Source organism: Microbacterium sp. EG9 (assembly GCF_059759475.1).
This window is the reverse complement of record NZ_CM186217.1, coordinates 2,270,948-2,283,144: the sequence shown is the minus strand read 5'-3', so window position 1 is coordinate 2,283,144 and position 12,197 is coordinate 2,270,948. Positions and strand designations below refer to the sequence as shown.

At 71.8% G+C, this 12,197-nt stretch carries 10 protein-coding genes; 9 read left to right on the top strand and 1 reads right to left on the bottom strand.

What is annotated here, in order from left to right; genetic code table 11:
- Nucleotides 1-21: 21 nt before the first annotated feature.
- On the bottom strand, nt 22-1,338 hold the full coding sequence (gene aceA, locus AC6CQV_RS10745) for an isocitrate lyase (RefSeq protein WP_060960402.1): 1,317 nt from the start codon (nt 1,336-1,338) through the stop codon (nt 22-24).
- Between the two features lie 138 nt (nt 1,339-1,476).
- Here aceA and AC6CQV_RS10740 point away from each other — a divergent pair, with 138 nt between their 5' ends.
- The 9 genes from AC6CQV_RS10740 (at nt 1,477) to AC6CQV_RS10700 (ending at nt 12,171) form a co-directional block, all read left to right on the top strand.
- A complete protein-coding gene (locus AC6CQV_RS10740) occupies nt 1,477-2,958 on the top strand; it encodes a helix-turn-helix domain-containing protein (RefSeq protein ID WP_498259452.1) in 1,482 nt (493 codons plus the stop codon).
- Between the two features lie 170 nt (nt 2,959-3,128).
- Nucleotides 3,129-4,391 carry an extracellular solute-binding protein gene (locus AC6CQV_RS10735; RefSeq protein ID WP_060960393.1) on the top strand — a complete coding sequence of 421 codons (1,263 nt, stop codon included), beginning with the start codon at nt 3,129-3,131 and terminating at the stop codon, nt 4,389-4,391.
- 5 nt (nt 4,392-4,396) lie between these two features.
- Complete coding sequence (locus AC6CQV_RS10730) at nt 4,397-5,350, top strand: carbohydrate ABC transporter permease (RefSeq protein WP_101305741.1); 954 nt, start codon at nt 4,397-4,399, stop codon at nt 5,348-5,350.
- A gap of 12 nt (nt 5,351-5,362) precedes the next feature.
- Nucleotides 5,363-6,223: a carbohydrate ABC transporter permease gene (locus tag AC6CQV_RS10725; RefSeq protein WP_121189194.1), complete on the top strand. Its 861-nt coding sequence runs from the start codon at nt 5,363-5,365 to the stop codon at nt 6,221-6,223.
- A 31-nt stretch (nt 6,224-6,254) separates the two neighbouring features.
- Nucleotides 6,255-8,135 (top strand): glycoside hydrolase family 3 protein, encoded by a 1,881-nt coding sequence (locus AC6CQV_RS10720; protein WP_498259451.1) that lies wholly within the window; start codon nt 6,255-6,257, stop codon nt 8,133-8,135.
- Between the two features lie 30 nt (nt 8,136-8,165).
- A complete protein-coding gene (locus tag AC6CQV_RS10715; RefSeq protein ID WP_191007990.1) occupies nt 8,166-9,299 on the top strand; it encodes a LacI family DNA-binding transcriptional regulator in 1,134 nt (377 codons plus the stop codon).
- Between the two features lie 93 nt (nt 9,300-9,392).
- Nucleotides 9,393-10,817, top strand: a complete 1,425-nt coding sequence (locus AC6CQV_RS10710; RefSeq protein WP_498259450.1) for a ferredoxin reductase family protein — start codon at nt 9,393-9,395, stop codon at nt 10,815-10,817.
- A 20-nt stretch (nt 10,818-10,837) separates the two neighbouring features.
- The gene (locus tag AC6CQV_RS10705) at nt 10,838-11,347 is read left to right on the top strand and encodes an FMN-binding protein (RefSeq protein ID WP_498259449.1); all 510 of its coding nucleotides are present in this window, start codon (nt 10,838-10,840) and stop codon (nt 11,345-11,347) included.
- Between the two features lie 35 nt (nt 11,348-11,382).
- Entirely contained in the window at nt 11,383-12,171 is a 789-nt protein-coding gene (locus tag AC6CQV_RS10700) for an FAD:protein FMN transferase (RefSeq protein ID WP_498259448.1), read from the top strand.
- Nucleotides 12,172-12,197: the final 26 nt, after the last annotated feature.

Genomic DNA, 12,197 nt, shown 5'->3' with positions numbered 1-12,197 from the left:
GTGTCGTGTGGGGTTGGGTGCTCAGTGGAACTGTTCGGCCTCAGTGGATCCCACCAGAGCCAGGGTTGCGCTGTCGGGGTTGAGCGCCGTGGAAACGACGTCGAAGTAGCCGGTGCCCGCCTCGCGCTGGTGCTTGGTGGCGGTGTAGCCGCGGGCCTCCGCGGCGAACTCGGCTTCCTGCAGCTCGACGTACGCGCTCATGGCGCGCTCGGCGTAGCCGGAGGCGAGATCGAACATCGAGTAGTTGAGGGCGTGGAAGCCCGCGAGGGTGATGAACTGGAACTTGTAGCCCAGGTCGGCCAGCTCCTGCTGGAAGGTCGCGATCTGCTCGTCGCTGAGGTGACGCTTCCAGTTGAAGCTCGGCGAGCAGTTGTAGGCGAGCATCTTGCCGGGGAACCGCTCGTGGATCGCGCTCGCGAACGCGCGGGCCAGCTCGATGTCGGGCTCGCCCGTCTCCACCCACAGCAGGTCGGCGTAGGGGGCGAAGGCCAGGCCGCGGCTGATGACCGCCTCCAGGCCCGGGCGCACGCGGTAGAAGCCCTCGCTCGTGCGCTCGCCGGTCGTGAACTCCTGGTCGCGGGGGTCGACGTCGCTCGTGAGCAGATCGGCCGCCAGCGCGTCGGTGCGGGCGATGATGACGGTCGGCACGCCGGCGACGTCGGCGGCGAGCCGAGCCGCGTTCAGGGTGCGGATGTGCTGCTGCGTGGGCACCAGCACCTTGCCGCCGAGGTGGCCGCACTTCTTCTCGCTGGCGAGCTGGTCCTCCCAGTGGATGCCGGCGGCACCCGACTGGATGAGCGACTGGGCGAGCTCGTACGCGTTGAGCGGGCCGCCGAAGCCGGCTTCGGCATCCGCGACGATGGGCGCCAGCCAGTCTTGCGTGAGGGTGCCCTCGGTGTGCTCGATCTGGTCCTGGCGGATCAGCGCGTTGTTGATGCGGCGGACGACGGCGGGCACGGAGTTGGCCGGGTAGAGGCTCTGGTCGGGGTAGGTCTGCCCGGCGAGGTTGCCGTCGGCGGCGACCTGCCAGCCGGAGAGGTAGATGGCCTTCAGGCCCGCGCGTACCTGCTGCACCGCCTGACCGCCGGTGTACGCGCCGAGCGCCCGGATGTAGTCCTCGGTGTGCAGGAGGTTCCAGAGGTTCTCCGCGCCGCGGCGGGCGAGGGTGTTCTCCTCGCGGACGCTGCCGCGCAGGCGGACGACGTCCTCCGCGGTGTAGGTGCGCTCGACGCCGTCCCAGCGCGGGTCGGTGTCCCAGATCTCCTGCAGCTCGGCGGCGGTCTGCGTCTGGTCGCCCGCGCGGAGGGGCGGCTGACCGGGGGTGGCCTGGATCGTCATGGTGCTCTCCTTCATCGGATGCCGGGGCGGGGCCGGCGGTGGCTCGTGTCTCCACTGTGGGTGAAGTTTGAGGCCAGGAGTAACCAAATCCATTGTGAAGATTGATCGAAGTTCACGTTCTGTGACACAATCCCGGACATGATGAACGTCGATGTTCCCTTCGCCGACCTCTCGGGCGCCGCCGACGACGAGGCCGACGCCCTCACGATCGGCCGGCGCATCCGGCAGCTGCGCACCGCCCGCGGCATGACCCTCGACGAGCTCGCGGCGGCCGTCGAGCGCGCGCCGAGCCAGCTGTCGATGATCGAGACGGGCAAGCGCGAGCCCAAGCTCACCCTCCTGCGCACCATCGCGAAGGCCCTCGGGGCGACGGTCGACCAGCTCCTCGAGGCGGCGCCGCTGGATGAGCGCGCCACCCTCGAGATCGCCCTCGAGCGCGCCATGAAGGGCCAGACGTTCCGGGCGCTCGGCATCGAGCCGTTCCGCATCGGCAAGTCGGTCCCCGACGACGCCCTGCGGGCGCTGCTCGCGCTGCAGGGGGAGATCGAGCGGCTCGGCGACGAGCGCTCCGCCACCCCCGAGGAGGCGCGGCGGGCGAACGTGGAGCTGCGCCACCTCATGCGACGACAGGACAACTACTTCGCCGAGCTGGAGGAGCACGCCCGCGGCATCCTGCGCGCCGTCGACCACCCCGGAGGTCCGCTCACGCAGCGCACCGCGTCGGACATCGCCGCCCATCTGGGCTTCTCCCTGCACTACGTCGCCGACCTGCCGGCGTCGACGCGGTCGGTCGCCGACATCAAGCACGGGCGGCTGTACCTCTCGAGCACGGTGCCCGCGAAGGGCGACTCGCGCACGGCCGTGCTGCAGGCGCTCGCGAGTCGCATCCTCGGCCACGCCGAGCCGCGCTCGTACGCCGAGTTCCTGCGCCAGCGCGTGGAGACGAACTACCTCACGGGGGCGCTGCTGATCCCCGAGGATCACGCGGTCCCGGTGCTCCACGACGCGAAGTCGCGCCGCGCGCTGTCGATCGAGGACCTCCGCGATGCGTACTCGGTGTCGTACGAGACCGCGGCGCACCGCTTCACCAACCTGGCCACGCGTCACCTCGGCATCCCGGTGCACTTCCTGAAGGTGCACGAGTCGGGGACCATCACGAAGGCGTACGAGAACGACGACGTGAACTTCCCCTCCGACCGCCTGGGGGCCATCGAGGGGCAGCTGTGCTGTCGCCGCTGGACGAGCCGGGTCGTCTTCGACATCCCCGACAAGTTCAACCCGTACTACCAGTACACCGACACCGGCAACGGCACGTTCTGGTGCACCGCGCGCGTGGAAGCCTCGAGCGAGGGTGCGCACTCGGTGTCGGTGGGGGTGCGCTTCGACGACACCAAGTGGTTCGTCGGGCGCGAGACCACCAACCGCGGCGTCTCGCGCCATGCCGTCGAGGTGTGCTGCCGCCGTGCTCCCGCCGAGCTCGAGTCGCAGTGGCGCGACCAGGCCTGGCCCAACGTCCGCACGCCCCGGACGCTGCTGGCGACCCTGCCGACCGGCTCGTTCCCGGGCGTCGACACGACCGACCTCTACGAGTTCCTCGAGGCGCACGCCCCGCGCGACTGAGCGGCTCGCCGCTCCGTCGGCGAGAAACCGTTCGCGCACCGAGAAACGCCGCGCGCAGCGGTGTCTCGGTGCGGCGATGGTTTCTCGCGGGACACTGTCTTGACGAAGGTTATGCGCATAAGTAAAGTGGCTAGCGACACCGCAGCGGGTGTCCCGTTCGAGGAGGAACCATGAAACATGTCCGGCTGGGAGCCGTCGCTCTCGTCGCCATCGGCGCGCTCGCGCTCGCGGGATGCGGTCGCGCAGACGACGCCGCGAGCGCACCCGACAGCGCCACGACCATCGGAAGCGAGCCGGCCACCGGCACGATCACGATGTGGGCGATGGGTGCGGAGGGCGAGGCGCTGCCCGACTTCGTGAAGACGTTCGAAGAGGCCAACCCCGGCGTCACCGTCGAGGTCACGGCGATCCCGTGGGATGCCGCGTACAGCAAGATCCAGACCGCCATCGCCGGCGGCACGACGCCCGACATCGCCATGATGGGCTCGACCTGGATGGCCGACTTCGCCGATGCGTTCCAGACCGTGCCGACCGACCTCGACACCTCCGGGACCTTCCCCGGCGCCGTCGCGTCGACCCAGGTGGGCGACCGCATGACCGGGGCGCCCTGGTACGTCGACACCCGCGTGCTCTACTACCGCACCGACCTCGCCGAGAAGGCGGGCTGGACCACGGCCCCCACCACGTGGGACGAGCTGAGCCAGATGGCCGCCGACATGCAGTCCAAGGCCGGTGCCGAGTACGGCATCCGCCTGCCGGGCGGCAACGACTCGTTCCAGGGCACGCTGTGGATGCCGTGGTCCAACGGTGCCTCGCTCGTCGACGGCGACACCTGGACCGTCGACACGCCGCAGATGGTGGAGGCGTACGAGTACTACCAGAGCTTCTTCCAGAAGGGCATCGCCAACCCGGCGGCCGACCGCTCGTCGGGCGCGCAGGAGGCGGACTTCGTCGCCGGCACGACCCCGATGCTCATCGACGGGCCGTTCATGATCGGCTCGCTCGAGAAGGTCGGCGGGGAGGGCTTCTCCAGCAAGTTCACCACCGCCGTGCTGCCCACGAAGGAGTCGTCCACCTCGTTCAGCGGCGGGGCGAACCTCACGGTCTTCAAGAACTCGAAGAACGCGCACTCCGCCTGGAAGCTCGCGCAGTGGCTGACCGATCCGACGACGCAGGCGCAGTGGTACGAGAAGACCGGTGACCTGCCCGCCGTCCAGGCCGCGTGGAAGGAGCAGGCCCTCGCCTCGCAGCCGACGCTCGCCGCGTTCGGCACGCAGCTCGAGACCGCGAAGTCGGTGCCGGCGACCACGACGTGGGTGCAGGTCGCCGCCGCGGGCGACGCCGTGCTCGAGAAGGTGCGCCTGGGCACCCAGAGCCCTGCAGACGCCATGAAGGAGCTGCAGAGCAAGGCCGACGCCCTCGGAATGGGCTGATCGAGATGACGCAGGCATCACTGGCCGCGACCGGAGCGGCCGCCGCCGTCTCCGGTCGCGGCCGTGGTCGCCGACCCGGGTCGTCCCGGCGTCGGCGTCAGGGATGGATCGCGTGGGGGTTCGCGCTCCCGTTCGTGATCGTGTTCGCGGTCTTCATGATCGTGCCGATCGTGGGCTCGTTCGCGATGTCGTTCACCGACTTCCGCGCGCAGGACATCCGCTCCCCGTTCGCGGTCGACTTCGTGGGCCTCGATCAGTACGTCAAGGTGCTGACCGACCCCACGTTCCTGAAGTCGATGGGCGTGACGGCGACGTTCGTCGTCGTCGGCATCCCCGTGACGATGGCCGTCGCCCTCGCACTGGCCCTCGCCCTGAACTCCGGCGGCGGGCGCATCGTCTCGTTCCTGCGCGTCGGCTTCTACGCACCGGTCGTGACGAGCATCGTCGCCGTCGCGGTGGTGTGGCGCTACATCCTGCAGCCGGACGGGCTGCTCAACAGCGCCCTCGCCGTCGTCGGCATCCAGGGGCCGGACTGGCTGAACGACACCACCTGGGCGCTGCCGTCGCTCATCGCGATGGCGGTGTGGCGCAACGTGGGCACGCTGATGGTGATCTTCCTGGCGGGCCTGCAGGCCATCCCGACCGACGTCAAGGAGGCCGCCATGATGGACGGCGCCTCGGCGTGGCGGCGCCTCACCGCGGTCACGCTGCCGATGCTGCGCCCGACGCTGCTGCTGGGCGCCGTGCTCATCTCGGTCGGCTTCCTGCAGTTCTTCGAGGAGGCCTTCGTGATGACCCAGGGCGGCCCGCTCGATTCGACCCTGTCGGTCGCCTATTACACGTTCAAGCAGTTCGGCTTCGGGCAGTACGGCGTCGCCTCGGCGGCCAGCTACATCCTGTTCCTCGCGATCGCGCTGCTGAGCCTGCTGCAGTTCCGGCTTCTGCGGACGAAGGACTGAGAGGACCCCGCCATGACCGCTCCTGTCATCGCCCGCCCGACGCGGCGCGCGCGCCGCGCCGTCACCGGCCGGGCCGTCACCTACACCGTGCTCGTCGTCGGCCTCATCGTGTGGATGCTGCCGTTCGCCTGGATGCTGCTGGGCTCCGTCAAGACCCAGGCCGAGATCCTGCAGCGCCCGCCCACGTGGTGGCCGCGCGAGTTCACGTGGGACAACTTCGCCCAGTGGTTCGGCCCGCTCGACATCGGCCGCTTCTTCACCAACAGCATCGTCGTGGCACTGCTGACCGTGCTCGGCAACCTCGTGTTCTGCTCGATGGTCGGCTACGCGCTGGCGAAGATGGACTTCCCCGGCAAGAAGATCCTGTTCGCCGTGGTGCTCGTGACGCTCATGGTGCCGGGCGTCGTCACCTTCGTGCCGCTGTTCGTGATGGTCTCCTCGCTCGGGCTGACCAGCAGCTACGCGGCGCTGATCCTGCCGTTCATCACGACGCCGCTCGGCGTGTTCCTCATGCGCCAGTTCATGCTCGGCATCCCCGACGAGCTCATCGAGGCCGCGCGCATCGACGGGGCGGGGGAGCTGCGCATCTTCGCCCGTGTCGTCATGCCGCTGTGCGGGCCGCCGCTGGCGACCCTCGGCATCCTCACCTTCCTCGCGTCGTGGAACAACTTCCTGTGGCCGCTCGTCGCGGCCCAGACCGAGAACATGTACACCCTCCCGGTGGCGCTCTCGCTGTACTCGACCGGACAGAACGCGACCGACTACGGCCTGCTGCTGGCGGGGTCCGTGCTCGTGATCGCGCCGATCCTGCTGCTGTTCGTCTTCCTGCAGCGCTACTTCATCCAGGGCGTCGCCACGACCGGGCTCAAGTGAGCCCCCGCGACCCGCCTCGAGAAAGAGAATCATGACCCCCACGTATCTCACCGCGCCCGACGGCACCCGCTTCCGCGACCTCAACGGCAACGGGGTGATGGATCCGTACGAGGATCCGCGCCTGAGCGCCGACGAGCGCGCCGCCGACCTCGTGGCCCGGATGAGCCTGGAGGAGAAGTGCGGGCTGATGTTCCAGACCGTCATCGAGGTGGGGGAGGAGGGCGAGCTGCTGGAGACGCCCGGGCGCATCTCGAAGTCGCCGACGACCACGGTCGTCCGGGGCAAGCACCTGTCGCACTTCAACGTGCACGCCATCCGCTCCGCCCGGCAGGCCGCCGTCTGGAACAACAACCTGCAGGCCCTGGCCGCGCAGACCCCGCACGGGGTGCCCGTCACCGTCAGCACCGATCCGCGGCACGCGTTCGTCGAGAACACCGGCGTGGGCTTCGCCGCCGGCCCGTTCTCGCAGTGGCCGGAGGGTCTCGGACTGGCGGCGATCGACGACGTCGAGACGGTGCGCCGGTTCGCCGACGTCGCGCGCCAGGAGTACCGCGCCGTCGGCATCCGCGCCGCCCTGCACCCCCAGATCGACCTCGCGACCGAGCCCCGCTGGGGGCGGCAGGCCCAGACCCTCGGGCAGGATGCCGCGCGGGTCGCCGAGTTCACCGCCGCCTATCTGCAGGGCTTCCAGGGCGACGCGCTCGGACCCGACAGTGTCGCGTGCACGACAAAGCACTTCCCGGGCGGCGGTCCGCAGAAGGACGGCGAGGACGCGCACTTCCCGTACGGGCGCGAGCAGGTCTACCCGGGCGGCATGTTCGAGTACCACCTGGAGCCGTTCCGCGAGGCGATCCGCCGCGGCACCGCCGCGATGATGCCGTACTACGGCATGCCCATCGGGCTGGAGCGCAACGGGGTGCCCATCGAAGAGGTCGGCTTCGGCTACAACCGGCAGATCGTCACGGACCTCCTCCGCGGCGAGCTCGGCTTCGACGGGGTCGTCGTCACCGACTGGGAGCTGGTCAACGACAACCACGTCGGCGACCAGGTGCTGCCGGCGCGCGCCTGGGGCGTCGAGGAGCTGTCGCCGAGCGAGCGCATGCTCAAGATCCTGGATGCCGGGGCCGACCAGTTCGGCGGCGAGGAGTGCGTCGACCTGCTGATCGAGCTCGTGCGCGCGGGGCGCGTCGACGAGGCCCGCATCGACGCGTCCGCGCTTCGCCTCCTGCGCGTGAAGTTCCAGCTGGGCCTGTTCGACGACCCGTTCGTCGACCCCGACGAGGCGGAGCGCATCGTCGGGAACGCGCAGTTCCGGGCGGAGGGGGAGCGCGCGCAGGCGCGTTCGCTGACGGTGGTGCAGAACCGTCCGACGCCGGGCGCGGATCACCCGGTGCTGCCGCTGAGCGGAGCCGGGCGCCGGGTGTACGTCGAGGGGTTCCGCCCCGAAGACGTCGCCGAGCTGGGCGAGATCGTCGCCGACCCCGCCGACGCGGATCTCGCGCTCGTGCGCCTCGGTGCGCCGTTCGAGCCGCGCGACGACCTCTTCCTCGAGGCGTGGTTCCACCAGGGCTCGCTCGAGTTCCCGCCCGGCCGCGTCTACCGGATGCGGAGCATCGCCGCGCACTGCCCGCTCGTGCTCGTGGTCAATCTCGACCGTCCCGGCATCCTGACCCCGTTCGCGGCGTTCGCGTCGGCGATCGTCGTCGACTTCGGCAGCTCGTCGCGCGCGGTCGTCGACGTGCTCACGGGCCGCATCGCCCCCGAGGGGCGCCTGCCGATCGAGCTGCCGCGCTCGATGGATGCCGTGCGCGCCTCCCGCGAAGATGTACCGTCGGATACGGGCGACCCCCTCTTCCCGGTCCACTTCGGCCTGGAGCTGCCGATGCGGGTCGGAGGCCGCGCCGACGCGTGAGGCGGCCGTGGACACGAGGAGGGGCTGCGCATGAGTGACGCCGGCTCGCGTCGCCCGACGGTCTACGACGTCGCGCAGGAGGCGGGCGTGTCGATCGCGTCGGTGTCGTTCGCCTTCCGCCGGCCCGAGCGCATCAGCGAGGCGACGCGCGAGCGCGTGCTGGCCGCGGCGCGCCGCCTCGGCTACGCCCCGAGCGCCGCCGCCCGTGGGCTCGCGAACGGTCGCACCGGCATCCTGGGCCTGCACGCGTTCGACCTCATGCTCGAGCGGGCCGACCCGAGCGACATCGCGCCGCCGCGGCCCGACACGCGCCGTCCGCCGCTGGATGCCGGGGCCATCATCCCGTGGTCGCAGACCGACGACGAGACGCTGTCCGATCCCCGCGCGTTCCCGCTGTACGTCGACGAGGTCCAGCGCGGCTTCGCGCTGGAGTGCTGGATGCTGGGGCGGCCGGTGGTGCTCTCCAGCGGCTCCGACAGCGACGTCTCGGTGGCCGACACGGCGGGCCGGGTCGACGGTCTGGCGATCTTCCCGTCGCCCGTGCTGCCGACGGCGCTGCTGCGGATGCCCGCGACCATCCCCACGGTGCTGTTCAGCGTCGCCCCGGGCGATGACCCGCACCATCGCGTGCGCGTGGACAATGCGGGCGGCATGAGCGCGCTCGTGGATCATCTCGTGCGCGATCACGGCTACGACGACGTCGCGTTCGTCGGCCGGCAGGAGGGCTTCGACAACGCCGAGCGGTTCGCCGCGTACCGCGCGTCGCTGACCCGCTGGGGTCTGCGCCCGCGCGACGAGCCGATCGACGGGACGGTGCGCGGTCCGCACCGCATGGTCGAGCAGCTGAGCGCGCTGCACGCGAGCGGTGCCCTGCCGCGCGTGCTCGTCTGCGCCACCGATCAGCACGCCCTGATGGCGCTGGACGCCCTCGCCGCGCTCGGCGTGCGGGTGCCCGACGACGTCGCGGTCACCGGGTTCGACGGCATCCTGGCCGGCCGTCTCAGCACGCCGACGCTCACGTCGGTGCGTCAGCCGATGGAGGCGATGGGCCGCGCCGCCGCCCGCATCCTGGCGGGCACCGCCGGCCCGCTGCCGGAGGGGCAGACGCGCTTCGATGCGGTGTTCGCCCCGCGCGTGGTGATCCGCCACAGCTGCGGCTGCTGAGCTCCGGCCCGCGTTCCTGTCAGGTTCCTATGGATGCCGCCGGGGCGGCGGATTCTTGGCCTTGTCTCAGAGCCGCTCGGCGACGCTCGACGCATGACCACCCAGGCCGCCACCCGAGCCACCCGAGCCACCTTCGTCGCCGCCGCACCCGCCGTGCGCGCCCGGTCGTGGCGACCGGTGCGGCGCCTCGTCGCGATCGCCGTCATCTGGGGGACCAGCCTGTTCGTCGTGGCGCTGTGGGTCGCCGGCGGCGCCGTGCAGGATCTGCTCGCGTGGGATGCCGACACCCTCAACACGCTGGGCCGCATCACGGGCCTGGTGTCGGCGAACCTGCTGCTGTACCAGGTGCTGTTGATGGCGCGCGTGCCGCTGTTCGAGCGGGCGTTCGGCCGCGACGCGATCACGCGGATGCACCGCTGGGTCGGCTTCTGGTCGTTCTGGCTGCTGCTGGCCCACATCGCCCTGCTGGTCGCCGGCTACGCGGCGCAGGCGGACGTGAACGTGTTCGTGCAGCTGTGGGACTTCGTCTGGAACTATCCCGGGATGCTGCTCGCCACCGCCGGGACGGGCCTGCTGGTGCTGGTCGTGGTGACGAGCATCCGCCGTGCGCGCCGCGCGATGCGCTACGAGTCGTGGCACCTGCTGCACCTGTACGGCTACCTCGGCGTGGGCCTCGCGATCCCGCACATGCTGTGGACCGGCGCGGACTTCGCGGCGCATCCGCTCGCCGAGGTCTACTGGTGGGGGCTGTGGGCCGTCACGGCGGCGGCGGTGCTGGTGTACCGGGTCGGCCTTCCGCTGTGGCGATCGGCACGCCACGGCATCCGCGTCACGGCCGTGGAGGCCGACGGCCCGGTCGGCGTCGTGGTGCGCATGCGTGGCCGCAGGCTCGGGCGGCTCGGCGCCCGCGCGGGGCAGTTCTTCGTGTGGCGCTTCCTGGACGGCCCCGGCTGGACGAGGGGGCACCCGCTGTCGCTCGCCGCCGACCCGCGCCGCGGGGAGCTGGTCGTCGCGGCCCGCATGGTCGGAGACGGCACCCGGCGCCTGGCGACGCTGCGCCCCGGCACGCGCGTGCTCATCGAGGGGCCGTACGGAGAGTTCACGGGGGATGCCCGCACCCGGCGGGGCCTGCTCCTGCTCGGCGCGGGCGCGGGCGTCGCACCCCTCGTGGCGTTGCTCGAGGCCGAGCCGTACGCCCCCGGGGAGGCGACGCTCGTGACGCGCGACCACGCGCCGACCGAGGCGATGCGGACGGCGGCCATCGACCGCCTCGTGCGCGACCGCGGCGTCCGCCACGTCGCGCTCCACGGCCCACGGCGGGTCGAGGGCTCCACGTGGATGCCGGCGCACTTCGCCGACGGGCGGGGCGCCGAGCTGCTGCGACGGCTGGTGCCGGCCCTCGACGAGCACGACGTGTTCCTCTGCGGACCCGAGCCCTGGATGGCCGCCGTCCGGCGCGACCTGCGCGCCGCGGGCGTGAGCGCCGACCGGATCCACAGCGAAGCCTTCGGCGTCTGACGCCGGGAGAGGAGACGACGATGAAGAAGATCGTCTACGCGATACTCGCGACCCTGAGCGGGCTCGTCCTGCTCTTCAGCTACCGCACGTCGTTGCCCGAGGATCAGGCGTCCGCGGCCACGGGCACGGCGACCGCCGCCGCCCGCACCGCGACGGCGCCGACCGCGACGACGCCGACGCCGACGCCGCGCGCCACCGCGTCGGCCGCCGCGCCCACACCGTCCGCGACGGCCTCGTCGGGCACCGGCCTCGCCGACGGCACCTACACGGGCGCCGCCGCCGACACCCGCTACGGCGCCGTGCAGGTGCAGATCACGGTGGCGGGCGGTGTCATCACGGACGTGCAGACCCCCCAGTACCCGAGCAGCAACGGCCGCGACCGGCAGATCAACCAGAACGCGCTGCCCCGCCTGATCTCGGAGACGATGGCCGCCCAGAGCGCCGCCATCGACATGGTCTCGGGGGCGACCTACACCAGCGACGGCTACATCGCGTCGCTGCAGTCGGCGATCGATCAGGCGGCGGCGTGAACGCGCCGCGGCGGCAGGCTTGGACGGCCGCGGTCATGGGCACGACCGTCAGCATCCACGTGATCGCCGCGGGCGCCGTGCCGCCGCGTGCCGCGGACGCCGCGGCATCCACGATCGCGGCGCTGCGCGAGCTCGACGCCCTCTTCTCGCCGTTCCGATCCGCCTCGCAGGTCTCACGGCTGCGTCGCGGGGAGCTGGCGCTCGCCGACGCCGATCCGCGGCTGCGGGAGGTGGCGCAGGCCTGCGCCCGGCTCGAGACCGCCACCGGCGGCCGCTTCAGCGCCTCCTGGCGCGGCGGATTCGATCCCACCGGCTATGTGAAGGGCTGGGCGGCCGACCGCTCCGCCGACGCGCACCTGGTCCCCCTCCTCGAGGGCGGCGACGTCGTGGCCGTCGGGATCAACGTCGGCGGCGATCTGCGGGTGTGGACGGCCGCCGACGCGGACTGGTCGTGGCGCGTCGGCATCGCCGACCCGCGCCTCCCGGGCGCGCTGCTGGCGACCGTCGAGCTGCGCGCCGGCGCCGTGGCGACATCCGGGACGGCGGAGCGGGGAGCGCACCTGCGCGACCCGCGGTCGGGCAAGCCGGTGCCCGGTCTCGTCAGCGCCACCGTCGTCGCCGACGACCTCACCACCGCCGACGCGTGGGCGACGGCGGTCGCCGTCTCGGCAAACGACGACCTCGGCTGGCTGTGGGGTGCGCCGCTGCGCTCCGGACTTGTCGCCGCCGCGACGGACGGCCCCGGCGGCGAGCCCGCGTCGCTCCGCGTGCGCCGGTGGCTCGGCGGCGTGGGCGTGGAGACGGTCGTGCACGCGGCGGCCTGATCGCGCCGCGGCAGGCGGCCGGGCGC